The following is an 18,053-nucleotide window of genomic DNA, read 5'->3' as shown; positions in this document are numbered from 1 at the left end:
TAACTGGCGGCAAGTTTACCCCCTTTCGCGTCGCTATTCAGCCTCCGCGCCTCCTTGCAGTATCATGTAGGCAACGATTTTAGGAGCTTATCGATGTCATCCTGGCAATCCATCCTCGGCACTCTTCCCAGCAAGGCCCTGCCAAAGGCCCTGCCGCCCCTGGCCCTGATCCCCCTTACCGAGCTGGGCCTGGTGCGCCTGGCCGGTATAGAGGCGGCCAAGTTCCTGCAAGGCCAGATCACGGCCGACATCCAGGCCCTGGCCAAAGACAGGGCCAGCCTCGCCGCCCAGTGCGACCCCAAGGGCAAGATGCTGGGCCTGTTCACGGCACTGTGGCAAGGCGAGGATCTGCTACTGCTCCAGGCAAGGGACGCCATCCCCCAGCAACTGCCCGGCATGGCCAAGTACGCCGTCTTCAACAAGGTCACCCTGAGCGACGCCTCCGAGGAGCTGTTGCTGCTGGGCCTGGCAGGCAGCCAGGCAAGCGCGGCCCTGACGGCAGCCGGCGTTCCAGTGCCCCAGGAGGTAATGGAGGTCACCCAGCTGGAGAATGGCCTGGTGCTGAACCAGGGGGGCCGCTACCTGCTGGCCCTGCCCTTAGAGGCCATGCAGGCCCTGGTGGCCAAGCTGGACGGAGCCTGGTTCGAGCCCGCCGCCTGGCAAGGCCTGGACGTACTGGCCGGCCAGCCATGGCTGCCGGCCGCCTTGCAAGGGGAATACATACCCCAGCAGCTGAACCTCGACGGCCTCGGCGGCATCAGCTTCGAAAAAGGCTGCTACACGGGCCAGGAAGTGGTGGCTCGCATGCATTACCGTGGCGGCAACAAGCGTACCCTCTGGCACCTGGCCGGCAAAGCCGCAACCAGCCCCAAGGCCAGTGACGAGCTGGAGCTGAAACTGGGGGACAGCTATCGCCGCGGTGGTGTTGTGGTGGCCGCCTACCGCTTTGCCGAAGGCGAGCTGCACCTGCTCGCCGTGGCGGCCAACGACCTTGAGCCAGACAGCCAGTTCCGCCTCAAGGGCGACGAGGCCAGCCAACTGGCCCTGGCCCCCTGAAAAAGCCCGCCGCCAGGCGGGCTTTTTGTAAGGAAATATGGCTAGCAGTCTCTCGCCTTTAACGGGCCAACGGCTTTTTCCGCCCGGATTTCAGAGATCTGCCTTTACCTTTTCTGCCCCCTGCCAACCTTGCACCCCTTCCCAGTCATGCCCTGTTACATTCGTTGTACCTTGCCCGCTAAAGCGTGGGCCCAGACTGTGATTTAGCCTTGGCTACGACTGGCCAGGCAGTCTCATCCAAAAAGAACCAAGGAGTCGACCATGACCAGAGTATCCATTGCTACGGTCGCCCTGTTACTGGCGGCCGCGCTGCCCAGCCAGGCCACCACTTACAAGGCCGGCGACAACAGCGAGGCCACCCGGATCTGCATGAGCACCCTCTCCAACAGCCCGGCACGGGTGCTGATGGCCGCCCGTGGCAGCGGCCTCGGCTACAACTTCATCGCCAACTACATCAGCTGCAATAACATGCCCATATCCCACTTCGCCCTGATGGTGGGCAGCGACAAGGTCGCCTTCCAGTTGCAAAGGCGCTTCCACCAGAGGACCCGCGTCGAGATCCGCGACCTTGGCTACCAGCCGAAGAAAGACGGTACCATCTTGGTAGCGGGCAGTTTTTGACCCCGCCCAGCTCCACTGACAAGGCGTCCCAGGGCGCCTTGATTTTTTCCGGCCAGACCACACAAAAACCGGGCCCCTTGAGGCTACATTTTCTCCACCTTTACGCCAGGCCGACAACAGCCTCGATACAGCTTTCAACCCACATTAACAGACCATTTTTCCCTCACTGACAAGGACTTGGCTTTGGTAAAGTAGCGGGCAGTCTAAGGAGGATTTATGAAGCGTATCGTCATTGTCGGCGGCGGCGCCGGGGGCCTGGAGCTTGCCTGCCGCCTGGGCCGCAGCTTGGGCAGGAAACACCTGGCCCAGGTGCTGCTCATCGACCAGCACCGACAGCATGTATGGAAGCCGCTCTTGCACGAGGTCGCCACCGGCGCCTTCAACCCCGAGCTGGGCGGCGCCGACTACCTGAACCTGGCCCGCCTCAACGGCTTCCAGTTCGTCCAGGGCCGGCTCACCGAGCTGGACAAGGAACAGCGCCAGCTGACCCTGGCCCCCAGCCGCGACGGCAAGGGCCGCTTCCTGTCCAGCAACCAGCACCTGACCTATGACCAACTGGTACTGGCGGTGGGTAGCCAGAGCGCCGACTTCGGCACCAAGGGGGTGGCGGAGCACGCCTTCTTCCTGGATAGCCCCGAACAGGCCAACGTCTTCCACGACCACCTGCTGGCCCGGATCCAGGCCCAGACCCTCACCGAAAAGCCGGAGCGGCTGCGCATCGCCATCGTCGGTGCCGGTGCCACCGGCGTCGAACTCTCGGCCGAGCTCAACAGCGCCGAACGGGTCTTCCGCCGCTACGGCGCCCATCACCTGAGCCTGGATCTGACCCTGCTGGAGGCGGGCCCGCGCATTTTGCCGGCCCTCAACGAGAAGATCGCCGCCAAGGCCCAGCGCGAACTCAACAAGTTGGGGGTCAAGGTACGCACCAGCGCCAAGGTGGTGGAAGCCACCAAGGATGCCTTCATCCTGGACGGCGACGAGCGCCTGGAGGCGGGTCTGCTGGTCTGGGCCGCCGGCATCAAGGGCGCCGACTGGCTGACTACCCTGGGTCTGGAAACCTCCAGGCGCAACCAGTTCGTGGTGAACGAGCAGCTGCGCACCTCCGACGAGCATATCTATGCCCTCGGCGACTGCTGCGACGCCGCCCCGCCCCGGGCCCAGGCAGCCAACCAGCAGGCCATCTACCTGGACAAGCTGCTGAGCGCCCTGACCAAAAGCGAGGCCTTCGACCACCCCTTCCAATACAAGGACTACGGTTCCCTGGTGTCCCTGGCCGAACACAGCGCCGTGGGCGGCCTGATGGGTAGCCTTGCCAAGGGCACCCTCTTCGTGGAAGGCCACCTGGCCCGTTGGATGTACATCTCCCTCTACCGCAAGCACCAGTTGGCCCTGTTCGGCTTCTGGCGCACCCTGGGGCTGATGATCGCCGACAAGCTCAACGGCTGGGTCAGGCCCCGCCTCAAGCTGCACTGAGCCCAGTGCCAGCCACCAAGACGCCAGGCCTGCCTGGCGTCTTGCATTTTAGGCCCGTGATTTCTTTGCTCTGGTATTGGCCGGGCAAGGCCGTTAGCCTGCCCTTAACACCCCGACAGCGAGTCCCCTTTTCACCATGGAACTGACTTTTCAATGCGGCCCTTATCATTTCAGCCTGAGCCGCCAGGGTGGCAGCGAACAGCTGCGGGTCGATCACAAGCCCGTCAGCGTCCGCGCCGCCCAGGGCAACCTCAGCGAGCACCGCTTCCTGCTGGACGGCCAGGACTGGCAGCTGCAATTGAGCCTGCACCCGGAGCAAGGCCACTTCCGCTACCGGCTGCTGTCGGGGGATGCCCTGGCCGGTGAAGGCCAGGCGCCGCTGGCCATGGCCCAGCCTCAGGGTGAAGCTGAATCCCACACCGAGCGCCACGGCAAGGGTTTTGGCTGGCTGGCCCTGGGCCTCAAGCTGTTCAAGAGCGCCAGCGCCATCAAGGTAGTGCTGGCCGGGGCCAGCTTTGCCTCCTACGCCTACCTCTTCAACTGGAAGCTGGCCCTGGTGCTGATCGCCATACTGGTGTTCCACGAGTACGGCCACTTGCGTGCCATGCAGCGCTTCAATATCCCCACCAAAGGCATCTACCTGATCCCCTTCTTCGGCGGCGCCGCCGTCTCGTCGGAGCGGTTCAAGACCCAGTGGCAGGAAGTTTTCGTGGCCATGGCCGGCCCGACGGCGGGGCTCTTGATGTGCCTGCTGGCCTGGGTCGGCTGGCGCCTGTCCGCCAGCCCCTGGCTGGGGGCAGTGGTGTCTTTGGGGGCCTTCTTGAACCTCTTCAACCTGCTGCCCATCCACCCTTTGGACGGCGGCCGGGTGCTGAAGGCGGTGATGGCCTCCAGCCGCAACCCTATCGCCTTTTACGCCGTGCTGGCCCTGTCGGCCCTGGGGTTTGCCCTGAGCCTCTATTTCGGCTTCATGCTGCTGGCGATACTGCTGGTGGCGGGCCTTGCCGATCTGTTGGGGGAGCGCAACAACCCGAGCCAACAGTTGGCCATGAACAAATGGGGTATGATGGTGAGTGGCGCCTGGTACCTGGCGGTGTTCCTGGCCCTGCTGGGGCTGGTTGTGCTGATGGCCAACAGCGGCCTGCCGGGAACCGAGATCCCCCATCTGCTATTGTCATCCTGAAGGCTCCCCGACAGAGGCAAGGCCCCTATGCAGGTACCGCCCAGGCCCGAGATAGAGACCCAAAGGCTCCATGCCCTGGGCAAGTCCCTGATGATGAACAGCGAGCGGGATCCGCGCTTCGACCGCATCGTCAAGCTGGCCAGCCGTATCTTTGCCACCCCCGTGGCCTTTGTCTCCCTGATCAGCGATGACAGCCAGTGGTTCAAGGCCACAGTCGGCCTGGAGCTCACCAGCACACCCAGGACCGTCTCCTTCTGCGGCCATGCCGTGGCTGCCCGCCAGCCGCTGATCGTCACCGACGCCGGCAAGGATCCCCGCTTCTTCGACAACCCCCTGGTGCTGGGCCCGCCCTTCCTCCGCTTCTACGCCGGCTATCCCCTCTTCTTCGACAACCAGGCCATAGGCACCCTCTGTATCTCCGCCGACAAACCCAGGAGCTTTGACGAAGAAGATCTGGAGACCCTGGCCAGCCTGGCGGCCTGGGCCGAGAACGAGGTCAGGCTGCACGTCCTGACCCACCGCCACCAGGAGCTGATGAGCAAGCTCGACCAAGCCCGCCAGGAAGCCCTGACCGACCCCCTGACCGGCGCCTGGACCCGGCGCATCATCGACGAACAGCTGGCCAGGGATCTGGCCCGCCACCAGGCAGCCGGCCAGGAAAGCTCGGTGCTGCTGGTGGACATGGACCATTTCAAGGCAGTCAACGACCAGTTCGGCCACGACGTGGGGGACGCCGTGCTGATCGAGCTGGTCCAGCGCATGAACCACAGCCTGAGGCCAAACGATCTGGTGATCCGGCTGGGGGGCGACGAATTCCTGGTCTACCTCGGCGCCTGTAGCGCCGAGGATGCCGAGAAGCTGGCAGAGCGCCTGCTGGAGGCGGCCAGGAGCCAAGCCTATGTCAGCCCCCAGGGGCAAAGCCTGCCACTGGGCCTGACCATAGGGGTGGGCACCGCCAATCACCTCGACATGGAGCAACTGATGGCCCTGGCCGACGACGCCCTCTACGACGGCAAGGCCGCCGGCCGCGGCTGCTGGGCCAGCCGGCGAGGTTGACAAGGCAAGAGCCAGGCCAGCCCATCGCCATCCGCTCTTTTTCCCTGCACATAGCCTCCCTATGCTGAAGGCGTTTCGTTCCTTGATTGGGCAGGGACGCCTTCTTTTCGAAACACCCGACTTTACCAGGAGCCGGCCCAGCACCGGCGGTGCCACTGCCGATCAGGCAAAAACCACATTGACAAACAAAGAGTTGCCCATTGACAGCTCAGTTTTTGAACGGCAATCTGGACAATTCAGAGGCCTCTGATACAGCCATTGCTGTAGGAAAAGGCCGACAACAGGGCCCTGGCGCCGTTTGCCAACGAGACCCGATCACTCCGGCCACTGAGGGCCGGGAGAAGAAAGAGTGAGCCGTCTTGTCCGGCAGGGGCGAGGGGGCCAAGGTTGGAAGAATCGACTTATGCGCACTTTCAAAGGCTCGGACAAACTCTATGTCAGTCAGGCCGCCGGCACCCTGGCATTGGTCGCCAGCGCCCTTATCCTTCGTAACCAGGACTTCAGCCTCAACGGTGGCCTCTGGCTACTGGCCGGGCTGCTGGGCCTGTTCCTGCTGGCCCGCTGGTTCCTCGACGAGCGGGTCCATGGCCTGTCCTTCGACGAGGACGGCCTGGAGATCCAGTACCGCCGCCGCCGTGTCAGGCTCAAGGCAGAGCAGATACAGCGCATCGAGTCGGTGGGCAGCGTCAAAGTGCCAGCCTGGTTCGTCTATGCCGACAACCAGCGCTATCTGGTGCAGACCCAAAGCTTTCCCCATTGGATCCGCCTGCAGATCCTCGACCAGATGCAGAAATTCCGCACCCGCCTGGGCTGAAGCCTTGCCGACGGGGTGGCGCTGTGTTTTGCTCAGCTAATTGACAGCCAGGGCCGGCTAGAGTCGGCCCAAGCCCATCGGAATGCCATCCCATGCCCAGTGACGACCTGCAATTCCTGCTGCCCTTTATCCTGGCCGGTGCCGGCCTGCTGCTGCTGTCCCTGCTGATCTGGCTGCTGAGCCTGCTGCGGCTGCGCCGCCCCTATGAACGCCAGCCGCTGTTGACCGAAGCCGAGATGGCCTTCCTGCCCCTGCTGGATGCCGCCTGCGACCCCGACTACCGCGTCTTCACCAAGGTACGCTGGGCCGATGTCATAGGGGTGCAGCCCAGGTTCAAGGGCAGCGATCACCGCCGCGCCTTCGAGAAGATCTGCGCCAAGCGCCTCGACTTCGTGCTCTGCCGCCGCAGTGATCTGGCCGTCAGCCTGGTGCTGGAGCTGGCCCCCCAAGATAAGGTCAGCCGCGCCCGCAAACAGCGCGACAAGCAACTGGCCCGGATCTGCCAACAGATAGGCCTGCCGCTGCTGGTGGTGAAAAGCGACAGCGCCCTCACCGCCCTGCACCTGCGCGAGCGTATCGAAAAGACCCTGCGTGGCCAGCCTTTGCCCGCCTCCCCGGCGGCGGCGCTGCAAGCTCAGGAAACACCCGATCCCGGGCTGCCCAGCCTGAGCGCCGTCGAGGCGCCGGTTGCCGGCGGCAAGCACTGTCCCAAATGCGACGCCCTGATGAGCCAACGCCAGGTCAGTAAAGGCAAATACGCCGGCCAGCGCTTCTGGACCTGCTCCGCCTACCCGCTGTGTAAGACGGTGCTGCCCCTGGACGAGCCTCGGCCCCAGGCGCAGCCCGAAGCCAAGCCGCGAGCCGAGGTGGTCCAGGAAGGCCTCTTCACCCTCAAGGCCAGCCGCTGAGCCAAAAGAAAAAGGCGCTCCAGGCGCCTTTTTTCATGGCGAAAATTCCGCCAGCCCCATTGCCTCCGCCAGGCAAAGCCAGTAGGCTTGCCCCCCTCATAACCCAGGGGGCCCCAAGGTGCTGTCTACCGCCAATATCACCATGCAGTTCGGCGATAAGCCGCTTTTCGAAAACATCTCCGTCAAGTTCGGCGAGGGCAATCGCTACGGCCTCATCGGCGCCAACGGCTGCGGCAAGTCCACCTTCATGAAGATCCTCAACGGCGAGCTGGAACCCAGCGCCGGCAACGTCTTCCTGCCCCCCCACACCCGCATGGCCAAATTGGGCCAGGACCAGTTCGCCTTCGAAGAATATTCCGTGGTCGACACCGTCGTGATGGGCCATGCCGAGCTGTGGGCGGTCAAGTCCGAGCGCGACCGCATCTATGCCCTGCCGGAGATGAGCGAAGACGACGGCATGAAGGTGGCTGACCTGGAAGTGCAGTTCGCCGAGATGGACGGCTACAGCGCCGAGGCCCGCGCCGGCGAGCTGCTGCTGGGCTTGGGCATACCCCAGGAACAGCACTACGGCCCCATGGCCGCCGTGGCCCCCGGCCTCAAGGTGCGGGTGCTGCTGGCCCAGGTGCTGTTCTCAGACCCGGACGTGATGCTGCTGGACGAACCCACCAACAACCTGGACATCCACACCATCCGCTGGCTGGAAGGGGTGCTGACCGAACGGGGCAGCACCATGATCATCATCTCCCACGACCGTCACTTCCTGAACGCCGTCTGTACCCACATGGCCGACCTTGACTACGGCGAGCTGCGCCTCTTCCCGGGGAACTACGACGAGTACATGACGGCCGCCACCCAGGCCCGCGAGCGCCTCCTGGCCGACAACGCCAAGAAGAAGGCCCAGATAGCCGAGCTGCAGACCTTCGTCAGCCGCTTCTCCGCCAACGCCTCCAAGGCCAAACAGGCCACCAGCCGCGCCAAGCTGATCGACAAGATCCAGCTGGAAGAGGTCAAGCCCTCTTCCCGCCAGAGCCCCTTCATCCGCTTCGAGCAGGCCAAGCAGCTCTACCGCCAGGCCCTGGAAGTCACAGATCTGGCCCAAGGCTACGACGACGACCTGCTGTTCAAGGGTTTCAAGCTCAACGTGGAAGTGGGTGAGCGCATCGCCATCATCGGCGCCAACGGCGTCGGCAAGTCCACGTTGCTCAACACCCTGGCCGGGGTGATGGAGCCCAAGGACGGCAACGTCAAGTGGTCCGAGAATTCCAACATCGGCTTCTACGCCCAGGACCATGCCGACGACTTCGCCATGGACCTCAACCTGATGGATTGGATGGCCCAATGGCAGCAGGAAGGGGACGACGAGCAGACGCTGCGCTCCATCCTCGGCCGCATGCTGTTCAGCCAGAACGACATCAAGAAGAAGGTCAAAGTGCTGTCGGGTGGTGAGCAGGGCCGGATGCTGATCGGCAAGATCATGATGCACAAGCCCAACATCCTCTTGATGGACGAGCCCACCAACCACATGGACATGGAGTCCATCGAGGCACTGAACCTGGCGCTCGAGCACTACAAGGGCACCTTGCTGTTCGTGTCCCACGACCGCCAGTTCGTCAGCTCCCTGGCCACCCGTATCATCGAAGTGACCCCCACCGGTATCAACGACTACCTGGGCAGTTACGACGACTACCTCAAGGCCCAGGGCGTAGTGGAAATGCACTGACAGCTGCCACGCTTCAGGGAGGCCCTCTGGAGCATGGCTTATGTTGCGCCTCTTCCTCGCCGGCGATCTCATGCTGGGGCGGGGCATTGATCAGATACTGCCCCACCCCTGCCCGCCCGGCCTCTTCGAGCCCTGGGTCAAGGACGCCCGCGACTACCTGCGCCTGATGGAACGCCGCCAGGGCCCCTTGGCCCTGCCGGTTTCCCCTGCCTATCCCTGGGGCTTCACCCTCAAGCTGCTCTCCCGCCTCAAGCCCCAACTGCGCCTTGCCAACCTGGAGACGGCCGTCACTGCCAGGGGCAGCCCCTGGCCCGGCAAGGACATCCACTACCGCCTCAATACCGCCAACCTGGCCGTGCTCCAGGCCGCCAGGCCCAGCGCCCTGACCCTGGCCAACAACCATGTGCTGGACTGGGGCCTGCTAGGCCTCGAGGACAGTCTGGCCGCCCTGAAGAAAGCCGGGATCCCGGCCTTGGGTGCCGGCGAGGATCTGGCCCAGGCCCAGGCGCCGGCCATCTTCCCCCTGGAGCAAGGGCGGCTGCTCTGCTTCGGCTGCGCTCTGGCCGACAGCGGTGTGCCGCAAGACTGGGCCGCCACCGACAGCAGGCCAGGCGTCTGGCGCCTGCCCAGCCTGGATACCGCCAGCCTGGCAGAAGTGACAGGGGCGATCGGCGCCTGGCGGCGCCCGGGAGATCGGGTGCTGCTGTCCATCCATTGGGGCGGCAACTGGGGCTATGGAATAGAGCCGGCGCAGCGGAACTTCGCCCATGGCCTGGTGGAGGCCGGGGTAGATCTGGTCCACGGCCATTCCAGCCACCACCCCAAGGCCATGGAGCTTTACCAGGGCCGGCTCATCCTCTACGGCTGTGGCGACCTCATCAACGACTACGAGGGCATAACGACTGGCCTGCCCTACAGGGACGACCTGGGGCTGCTCTATTTCCCCGAGTTGGCTGCCGATGGCCGGCTGAGCGCCCTGCTGGCGGTGCCGACCAGGCTCAGGCGCTTCCAACTACAGCCGGCCAGCAAGGCGGAGAGCCAGTTCCTGCAAGGCATAGTGGAAGGCCAAGGCCTCAGGTTCCGGACGGGCGCCAAGGGCTGGCTACGGCTCTTGCCTTAACCCCTGCCCTGCCGGCAGAGGCGCCTGTCCACCCAACGCCGGTACCAGGCCGTCAGCAGGGGCTTGATGCCCGGCAGGGTGATCAGCCAGCCCAGGGGCCTTAGCCACCAGACATGCCGCATCAGCAGGGCATAGGCGTCCATGCCCTGATGGAGCAGACCATCAGGCATGCGCACGTGGAGGCTGCGCAAGGCAAGGCCAGGGTCAACGCCCTCTGCACTCAGCGCTTCCTCTTGGCCAGTGATGTCGAACCAGGTAACCGGCGCCCTCGGCGCCCAGCGCTCGAAGCGGGCCTTGTCGGCCCGGCAGAGGGGGCAGGCACCGTCGTAGTAAACGATCAGGGGGCCAGACTTCATGGCATTCTCCTCCTCCCGCTTCAGTGCGGCGCCATTAAAGTCGCCTTATCTCATTATTACAATTTGGTACAAATTCGGTTAAAGTCTGCGCCCTCCGGTACGTCGCGAGGTACCGGGCATGACGCATGGACCAACTCACCGGGATAGTGATGATGTTTAAGAAGGCTTTTCTCGCCCTCAATTGTGCCCTTGTTGCCGGCTGCGCCAGCCACGTCGCCCCCCAACAGGCCCTCCTTGGCGACTACCACTCGACCCAGCCCCAGGCGATCAGGGGAAGGTCATTGCCCGATGCCGATCCCGGCCTGAACAAGGCGATACAGGTACTGAAGGCGCAGGCCGCCCTGCAGGCCCGTACCCAAGAGGCAAGGCTAGGGGACGCCGCCACCCGGGCCAGGCTGGCCCGGGATCTCAGCCAAGGCCAGGCCCCCCTCAACCAGGACTTCCAGTTGGCCGCCTACTGGGCCGGCCTTGCGGCCAGCCAGGGGGATGCCTCTGGTCAATACCAGTTGGCCTACCTCTATGAAAACGGCATGGGGTTGCGCCTGGATCTCGACAAGGCCGCCTTCTGGTACAAAGCCGCCGCCGAGCAAGGACTGGTGGAGGCCCAGTTACGCCTGGGCCATCTCTATGAGGCCGGTCAATGGCAACACCAGGATCCGGCTCAAGCCGCCCACTGGTACGGCCTTGCCGCCAACGCCGGGGATGCCCGCGCCCAACTGGCCCTGGGCCGCCTCTATGCCAGGGGCCAGGGACTGGAAAGAGACGACCAGCAAGCAGCCCACTGGTTCGAAGCGGCCGCCGAGGCAGGCCTGGCGGAAGCCCAGTACCGCCTGGCCAGCCTCTACCACCAACAGCAAGGCCTGCCCTGGAATGACCCCAAGCCGCTCTATTGGCTGAAAAAAGCCGCCGCCCAGCGCAACGTCCAGGCCATGGACGCCCTCTCCACCCTGCTCTGAGAAAAGGCCGCCCAGCGGCCTTTTTCTTTACTGTTGCCGGCTCGCTCAAAGTGTATTAGTGTAAATATACACTCATATGGAGAGCGGCCTTGTTCAGCCTCAACCCACAATCGGGTATCCCCCTCTACCGCCAGTTGGTCGACCAGGTGAAGCTGTTGGTGGCAGGCGGCCAACTCAAGGCAGGGGCTCCCCTGCCCTCGGTACGGGAGCTGGCCGATAAGCACGCCGTCAACCCCATGACCATCTCCAAGGCTTACAGCCTGTTGGAGGCGGAAGGGGTGCTGCTGCGCCAACGGGGCAAACCCATGACGGTGGCGGCCCACAACCGCCAAGGTCCAGAGGCCCAGATCCTGCTGGCCCCCCTTATCCATCAATTGATCCAAAGCGCCCGCCAACTGGCGCTCGGCGACGACGACATCATCCAGGCAGTACGCCAAGGACTGGAGCAACACCATGACTGAGACATTGGTAAGGCTGGACCATCTGTGCCAGCAATTCGGCAAGGAACTGGTGCTGGACAGCATCAACGCAGAGGTAAAAAAAGGGGACGTCATAGGCCTCTTGGGCCTGAACGGCGCCGGCAAGACCACTTTGCTGGAGACCCTGCTGGGCTTTGCCCTGCCAAGCCGCGGCCACAGCCTGTTGTTCGGCGAACCGGCTAGCCAGCTCAATGACCAAGGCAAGGCCCGCATCGGTTTCGTGCCCCAACAGGACGAACTGCTGGCCAACCTGACCGGCCAGCAGAACCTGGACCTGCTCTCTGCCTTCTACCCCGACTGGGACAAGGCCAAGGTGGCGGAGCTCGCCAAGGACTGGGACATCCCCCTCAACAAAAGGGTGCAGGCCCTCTCCCTTGGCCAGCGCCAGAAGCTGTCCATACTGGCCGCCCTGGCCCACAACCCCGACTTTTTGATCCTCGACGAGCCCGTGGCCAGCCTGGATCCCCTGGCCCGCCGCCGCTTCCTGCAGACCCTGGTGGAGCTCATCGGCGATAGGGGCTGCACCCTCATCTTCTCCACCCATATCGTCTCGGATCTGGAGCGCATCGCCGACCGCATCTGGATCCTCAAAGAAGGCCGGCTGGTGGTGGACAGCACCCTGGATGAGCTCAAGGAAAGCGCCTTGCAAGGCAATGGCACAGACGGCTTTCAACAACCCAAGGGCCTGGAAGAGATCTTCCTGGAACTCCACGCATGAAAGCCTATTTCACTGTTCTTAAACATTATTTCGCCTCGGTGCCGCTGCAGCGCTGGATAAGCTACCTGGGGTTGGCGCTGCTTGCCGCCAGCCTGCTGCCTTTTGATGGGGCCCGGGTGATCAGAATAGCGGGCATGGAAGTACTGTTTTTCATCCCTGTCATTATGGGGGGTTACCTCTTCCGCCAACTGGTCAGCAATCCCCGCCTTACCCTGGCCCCCAACGCCAGGCAGGCGTCGCTCTTGGCCCTGGTGACTGTCGCCCTGCTGGCCGCCTTGGCGGCGACTTGGTTGAAACCCCAGGCCGCCGTCTTCGGCTGGAGTTTGCTGGCCATCAGCTCCTACCTGCTGCTGAGCCAGTGGGCTATCTGCTACCGCTTCGGCTCCTTACTATTCTTCTGGGCAATGATGTTTGTATCCCACCTGCTGCCAGACAAGCAGGACCCACAGCTACAGGCGCTTTTCCATGACGGCTGGCCTTTAGCGCTGCTGCTGGCCCTGGCCGCCTGGACTTGGCTGTACTGGTGGCTGCCGAGGCAAAGAAAGCTGCGCCAGCCCTTAGCCTTCAAGGGCGGCCTGGCACAGGCCATGACCAAAGATAAAGACGCTAAGGCCGTCAGCAGCTACGGCGATCCCGTGCTGGTGATGCTGCTTGGCGGCAAGGCCGGCCTTGGCCGAGCCTTCTTCATCTATACCCTGCTTTTCTTCGGCTTCCCGGCGTTCTTGGGGCTAGTTCTTTGCCTGCAGAGCTGGAGCCTGGCACCGGTCCTTGAGCTGCTGCGGGATCCCGACGGCGTCTTTATGTTCTTGCTCTACGGCGTGCTGATGGCGCCCATGGTCAGCCTGGATCCGGTTGCCAGGCTGCGCTACCTCTGGCTGCGGTTGCCGGGCGATAGACACAGCCTCTGGCAGAGGCTGGATGACCTCCTCCGGCGCCAAGCCCTGATCGGCTCTGTGTTGCTGGCAGCGGCCACCTTCGTTATCGGCCTCAGCGTGCAGGCGGCACCGAGGACGCTATTGATCATGGCGCTGTGCGGCTGCAGCTACCTCTGGGCCATGCAACTACTGGTGTGCTGGCTGCGCCAGCGCCATTGGCCAGGCCTCGCCGCAGTGTTGGCCGGATTGACCTTGATGGGGCTCTCCTTGGGACTGGGTATCCACTGGTACATTACCGGCACCCAGGCCTGGCTGGCGCCGACCTACAACCTGCTGCTGGGGCTCCTGGCCCGCCAGGGCGTCAAGCACAGCCTGCTGGGCCAGGACTGGATCCGCCTCAAGCCGCGAAGGCTGCAACAATGGCAAAGGGGTTTCTGATGCTGAGCTATCGCTGGCAACGCTATTGGCTGCCCGCCTTTCTCATTGCCCTGCTGGAAACGGGGCTCTGCCTCTGGTGGGGACGCTCTGCTTTATTCGCCGCCCTGATGGCCATAAACCTCGGCGCCTGGACCTTTTTCAGCTGGCGGGGAGCCGATCCCAGGTCACGCATCCAAGTTAAAGAAGGGGTGCTCTGGATGGCAGGTAAGGCGACAGTGCCCCTGAGTGAACTCAATGCCGTGGTGGTGAGCAAGGGCTACTTCTCGCTCCATGACCGTTATGTCGACGGCCGGGTGCCGGAACTGCGTTTCGATCCTCTCCACGACCAGGATCTGATCGCCCACCTGCAAACCATCAAGCCGGGGCTCAGGATCATCAACAGCCTGGTGCCGGTGCCGCTCAAGACCTTGAGCGCCGCCAAGGACGGGCAGGAAAAGCCGCAATAAAAAACGCCAGTTAAACGCCTAGAAGGAGGCAATATGAGTCCAACCAAACCTAGCAAGTACAGTGCCTACCTGGCCATCGGCATCGGCTGTGGGCTCGCCATAGGTGCTGCCAACGGCCATATCGGGGCAGGCCTCGCTTTCGGTATCGCCTTTGGCGTGATCCTGGCCCAGGTCAAAAGCCGCAAGGGCTAGAAAAGCCCCAACTGGCCGCCCACCAGCCGCTCGAACTCCAGGTCCACGAAAGGCAATATGGCCTCGGCCACCGGCTTTAACTGGCGGTCTATGTAGTGCTGATAGTCGATGGGGCTCTGGCGGTACTCGAGGGGCTCAGGGCCGGACAGGGTCATCAGGTAGCTGATACTGCCCTTGCCCTGGTACTTGAGGGTTTTGCCGGCCTTCTTGTTGTGTTCGTCGGCCAGGCGCGCCGCCCGCACATGGGGCGGCACGTTCTTGACGTACTGGTCGAGCCGCCTCCTGAGGCGTTTGCGGTAGACCAGCTCCTCATCCCGCTGGCCGGCCAGGGTTTCTTCCACAGTCCGGCGCACGAAGTCGGACGGGTCCTGATCCTCGAACACCAGCCGGTAGAGCTCGGTCTGGAAATGCTTGGCCAGGGGCGTCCAGTCGGTGCGCACCGTCTCCAGCCCTTTGAATACAAGCTCGCCGCCGGCCTTCATGCCGGCATAGCGCTTCTTGGAGCCGGCCTCTGAGCCACGGATGGTGGGCATCAGGAAGCGCTGGTAATGGGTCTCGTATTCCAGCTCCAAGAAGCAGTCCAAGTCGAACTCCTCCCTGAGCTTTTGGCGCCAGCGCTCGTTGATGTCGGCGGCCAGGGCCCTCCCTATGGCGTCGGCCTCATCGCTGCCGAGGTTTTCGTCCAGCAGCACGAAGGTGGAGTCGGTGTCGCCGTAGATCACCTGGTGGCCGGCGTCCCTCACCCACTGGGCCGTCTGCTGCATGATGGCGTGGCCGCGCAAGGTGATGGAGCTGGCAAGGCGGGTGTCGTAGAAGCGGCAGCCTCCCGAGCCCAGCACCCCGTAGAAGGAGTTCATCAGGATCTTGATGGCCTGGGAGCGGGGGCCGTCCTGCTGGCGCTTGGCCTGGTCCCTGGCCTGCCAGAGCTCGGTGATGATGGCCGGCAGGAAGTGCTGGGCGCGGGAGAACTTGGCCTCGCGAAAGCCGGGGATGGCGTCCTCTTCTTCCAGGCCCGTGATAAGGCCGAGGGGATCGATCTTGAAGGTACGGATGATGCTGGGATAGAGGCTCTTAAAATCCAGCACCAGCACGTTGCGGTACAGGCCGGGCCTGGAGTCCATCACGTAACCGCCGGGGCTCGCCAGGCCGCCGCCGGCCGGCAGGTTGGGGGCCACGAAACCGGCCCTGTGCAGCCTTGGCAGGTAGAGGTTGGTGAAGGCCGCCACTGAGCCGCCGGCCCTGTCCAGCTCCAGGCCGGTGAGCTGGCTGCGCAGCACCAGGAAGTCCAGCAGCTTGGTGTGGGCGAAGATGTCCCAGACCAGGACGCAGTCCTCCAGGTTGTAGGCCGCCAGTTTGGGCTTGTCATGACGGAAGTCGTGCTCTATCTGGGCCAGGCGGTTGTCCACGTCCTCGGTCTTCTTGCCGCGGCCCAGCAGCGCCTGGGAGACGGACTCGAGGCTGAAGCTTTCGAAGTTGTAGGTGGCTATCTTGAGGCCGTCGATGCCGTCTATGGCCACCCGGCCCGGCAGGGAGGCAAAGGCCTGGCCGTCTCCAGTGCCGTCACGAAGCCAGAGCGGCTCACCGCCGCGGCCCAGGCGCAGTGTCAGGCCGTGGCGTTCGGCCCGCTTGGCCAGCAGCCGGATGTCGAAGGCCACTAGGGACCAGCCGATGAGGATGTCCGGATCCAGGCGGGCGATCTCCACCTCCAGGCGCCTGAGCAGCGCCTTCTCGTCTTCCACCCAGAGGATGTCCAGCTCGGCTTCCTGGGGCTGGCCCACCATGATGACGCTGGCCACGCCGTGGCCATAAAGGCCGGCGCTGTAGAGCTCACCCTTGGCGGAGCATTCCAGATCCAGGCTCAGCACCTTGAGTTTGGGGTGGTAATCGCAGCCCTTGAGGCGCACCTGGCGCCACTCGGTATAGCCGGGCTTCTGAATAGGCTGGCCCTCGAAGGCGATGCCGCCGCGGGCGAAGCGCTCCATCAGGAAGCGGTCCTGGAGCTTGATGTCCGCCTCCAGCACCTCCAGGCCATTGCTGGTGAGGATGGCCTGGCCCTGCTTGTGAGCCTCCAGGGTCGGGAAATAAAGCATGGCGACGCCCTGCCGACCGAAGTCCTTGAACCCCAGGTCCCGGCTTTCGACCAGCAAGTTGCCGAGCAGGGCCTTGGCCTTTTCCAGCTTGGCGGCGGCCACCATCAGCACCGGCCGCTCGCCTTCGATCACCAGCCTGGCCGGGCCCTGATCTGTGCTGAGCCAGAGCACTATCTCGGTGGCGCCCTGCTGGTCGCGGCTGTGGCGGCTAAGTAGAAAACCCTGGGGCACCCTGTATTCCTCTTGCTGGCATGGCCACAGTGTACTGTTTAAATAACCAGTACACCAAGTTCTGCTAAAAAGAGATTGTTGCCCCCCTTCAGGGCAATGTTAGTCTTTGGTTAAGTAAGGTGACGCTTGGAGCCGGCCCGGTTTGGGCCAAGAACAGAAGGCGAGGCAGGTGACAGCGCTACAGACGACCCTCTTCGAAGTCCTGATCCTGCTCTGCGCCACCGCCGTGCTGGGTTGGCTGGTGCTGGCCCTGGTCATGAAACTGGTGCCGGCGGCCTCCTGGCGCTTCGCCCTGGGCAACAGCAGCCTGATGGTAGGCGTGATGATGCTGTTGCTGCGAGGCGGCGACCCCAGTCCCTGGCTCTGGCTTTGCAGCGACTTCCTGGTGATCAGTGCCTTCGTGCTGGTACGCAGCGGCGTCCAGGCCTTGTTCGCTTTGCCTGCCAGCCGCCTCGAGCATAGCCTGGTGCTGGGCCTCTACGGCCTGGGGCTACTGGTGCTTGGCGCCGGCCCAAGGCAGCAGATCCCCCTGGGGGTTTGGTTCAGCCTGGCCGCTTTTTATGTCTTTACCCGCCTATTGATGGAGATCTTCCAGGCCAGCCGCCAATGGTTCAAGCCCGGCATCGCCCTCTGGATCAACTGGCCCTTCGTGATGCTCTGCCTGTTCATGCTGGTACGGCTGCTGATGCTGCTGACAGCGGGTCGCCCTGGCCAGCCACCGCCGGACGACACCAGCAGCACCTGGTTCTACCTGCTGCTGTTCCTGCTGCTCAACCTCAGCCTTATCGGCTGCGCCATGGGCCAGCTTCTTAGCCGTATCCGTATGCTGGCCGACCAGGATCCCCTGACCGGCCTCGCCAACAGGCGGGTCTTCAACCAGCATTTCCAGGCCCAACAAGGAGGGGATTTTGCACTTATCCTCTTCGATCTGGACGACTTCAAACTGCTCAACGACAACCATGGCCACCAGCTGGGGGACCTGGCCCTGGAACACGTGGCCAGGCTGCTGGAAGGGGAGCTGCGCCACCAGGACACCTTTACCCGCCAGGGCGGCGAGGAATTCGCCATCTTGCTGCCGGGCCTGGGACTGGAGGAAGGGCGGCGGGTGGCGGAGCGGCTCAAGGACAAGCTGAAGGCGCATCCGCTCAATCACGCAGGGCAGCCTATCCCGGTGACCGCCAGTTTCGGGGTGGTATCAAGCAGGGACGCCCCCTTTCCCCACCTCTACCACCTGGCCGACCAGGCCATGTACAGGGCCAAGCAAGCGGGAAAATGCCAGGTGGCGGCCAAGCTGGCGCCATAAACAAGGCAGCCTCGGGCC

General features: G+C 63.7%; 18 protein-coding genes. 16 read left to right on the top strand and 2 right to left on the bottom strand.

Annotated features, from left to right (window positions below):
• The first annotated feature begins 93 nt into the window (after positions 1-93).
• The 9 genes from ygfZ to PVT67_RS03900 all read left to right on the top strand — a co-directional run bounded on the left by ygfZ (position 94) and on the right by PVT67_RS03900 (position 9,951).
• Entirely contained in the window at positions 94-1,056 is a 963-nt protein-coding gene (gene ygfZ / locus PVT67_RS03940; protein WP_301498049.1) for a tRNA-modifying protein YgfZ, read from the top strand.
• Positions 1,057-1,317: 261 nt separating this feature from the next.
• Positions 1,318-1,677, top strand: a complete 360-nt coding sequence (locus PVT67_RS03935) for a DUF3718 domain-containing protein (RefSeq protein WP_301498047.1) — start codon at positions 1,318-1,320, stop codon at positions 1,675-1,677.
• Positions 1,678-1,893: 216 nt separating this feature from the next.
• Positions 1,894-3,150 (top strand): NAD(P)/FAD-dependent oxidoreductase, encoded by a 1,257-nt coding sequence (locus PVT67_RS03930; protein WP_301498045.1) that lies wholly within the window; start codon positions 1,894-1,896, stop codon positions 3,148-3,150.
• Between the two features lie 136 nt (positions 3,151-3,286).
• Positions 3,287-4,333, top strand: coding sequence for a metalloprotease (locus PVT67_RS03925; RefSeq protein ID WP_301498043.1), 1,047 nt, complete (start codon positions 3,287-3,289; stop codon positions 4,331-4,333).
• A 27-nt stretch (positions 4,334-4,360) separates the two neighbouring features.
• A complete protein-coding gene (locus PVT67_RS03920) occupies positions 4,361-5,389 on the top strand; it encodes a sensor domain-containing diguanylate cyclase (protein WP_301498041.1) in 1,029 nt (342 codons plus the stop codon).
• Between the two features lie 403 nt (positions 5,390-5,792).
• A complete protein-coding gene (locus PVT67_RS03915; protein ID WP_301498039.1) occupies positions 5,793-6,203 on the top strand; it encodes a hypothetical protein in 411 nt (136 codons plus the stop codon).
• Between the two features lie 92 nt (positions 6,204-6,295).
• Complete coding sequence (locus PVT67_RS03910; RefSeq protein WP_301498037.1) at positions 6,296-7,111, top strand: DUF2726 domain-containing protein; 816 nt, start codon at positions 6,296-6,298, stop codon at positions 7,109-7,111.
• 142 nt (positions 7,112-7,253) lie between these two features.
• Positions 7,254-8,831, top strand: a complete 1,578-nt coding sequence (locus PVT67_RS03905) for an ABC-F family ATPase (RefSeq protein ID WP_419181031.1) — start codon at positions 7,254-7,256, stop codon at positions 8,829-8,831.
• 40 nt (positions 8,832-8,871) lie between these two features.
• Positions 8,872-9,951, top strand: a complete 1,080-nt coding sequence (locus tag PVT67_RS03900; protein WP_301498033.1) for a CapA family protein — start codon at positions 8,872-8,874, stop codon at positions 9,949-9,951.
• Here the strand turns inward: PVT67_RS03900 and PVT67_RS03895 are convergent.
• Positions 9,948-10,307, bottom strand: coding sequence for a thiol-disulfide oxidoreductase DCC family protein (locus PVT67_RS03895; RefSeq protein ID WP_301498031.1), 360 nt, complete (start codon positions 10,305-10,307; stop codon positions 9,948-9,950). The two genes, PVT67_RS03900 and PVT67_RS03895, sit on opposite strands and share 4 nt — an antisense overlap.
• 125 nt (positions 10,308-10,432) lie before the next feature.
• On the opposite strand from PVT67_RS03895, the gene PVT67_RS03890 reads away from it, so the two are divergent.
• From PVT67_RS03890 to PVT67_RS03865, 6 genes are all read left to right on the top strand, one after another.
• Positions 10,433-11,263 carry a tetratricopeptide repeat protein gene (locus tag PVT67_RS03890; protein WP_301498029.1) on the top strand — a complete coding sequence of 277 codons (831 nt, stop codon included), beginning with the start codon at positions 10,433-10,435 and terminating at the stop codon, positions 11,261-11,263.
• Positions 11,264-11,352: 89 nt separating this feature from the next.
• Complete coding sequence (locus tag PVT67_RS03885) at positions 11,353-11,724, top strand: GntR family transcriptional regulator (protein ID WP_301498026.1); 372 nt, start codon at positions 11,353-11,355, stop codon at positions 11,722-11,724.
• Positions 11,717-12,460 (top strand): ABC transporter ATP-binding protein, encoded by a 744-nt coding sequence (locus PVT67_RS03880; protein WP_301498024.1) that lies wholly within the window; start codon positions 11,717-11,719, stop codon positions 12,458-12,460. Before PVT67_RS03885 ends, PVT67_RS03880 begins: the two co-directional genes overlap by 8 nt.
• Positions 12,457-13,773: a hypothetical protein gene (locus PVT67_RS03875; protein WP_301498022.1), complete on the top strand. Its 1,317-nt coding sequence runs from the start codon at positions 12,457-12,459 to the stop codon at positions 13,771-13,773. Before PVT67_RS03880 ends, PVT67_RS03875 begins: the two co-directional genes overlap by 4 nt.
• The gene (locus tag PVT67_RS03870; RefSeq protein ID WP_301498020.1) at positions 13,773-14,219 is read left to right on the top strand and encodes a hypothetical protein; all 447 of its coding nucleotides are present in this window, start codon (positions 13,773-13,775) and stop codon (positions 14,217-14,219) included. The genes PVT67_RS03875 and PVT67_RS03870 overlap by 1 nt, the downstream gene beginning before the upstream one ends.
• 33 nt (positions 14,220-14,252) lie before the next feature.
• Entirely contained in the window at positions 14,253-14,411 is a 159-nt protein-coding gene (locus PVT67_RS03865) for a hypothetical protein (RefSeq protein ID WP_301498018.1), read from the top strand.
• On the opposite strand, the gene PVT67_RS03860 is transcribed toward PVT67_RS03865, so the two are convergent.
• On the bottom strand, positions 14,408-16,732 hold the full coding sequence (locus PVT67_RS03860) for a DNA polymerase II (protein WP_301498016.1): 2,325 nt from the start codon (positions 16,730-16,732) through the stop codon (positions 14,408-14,410). The two genes, PVT67_RS03865 and PVT67_RS03860, sit on opposite strands and share 4 nt — an antisense overlap.
• 169 nt (positions 16,733-16,901) lie before the next feature.
• Between PVT67_RS03860 and PVT67_RS03855 the strand changes: the two genes are divergently transcribed.
• Positions 16,902-18,035: a sensor domain-containing diguanylate cyclase gene (locus PVT67_RS03855; RefSeq protein WP_301498014.1), complete on the top strand. Its 1,134-nt coding sequence runs from the start codon at positions 16,902-16,904 to the stop codon at positions 18,033-18,035.
• Positions 18,036-18,053: the final 18 nt, after the last annotated feature.

This window comes from Gallaecimonas kandeliae (genome assembly GCF_030450055.1).
In the GTDB taxonomy this organism is placed as follows: Bacteria; Pseudomonadota; Gammaproteobacteria; order Enterobacterales; family Gallaecimonadaceae; genus Gallaecimonas; species Gallaecimonas kandeliae.
The sequence above is the reverse complement of the archived record's forward strand: the minus strand, read 5'-3'. Positions and strand labels throughout refer to the sequence as shown.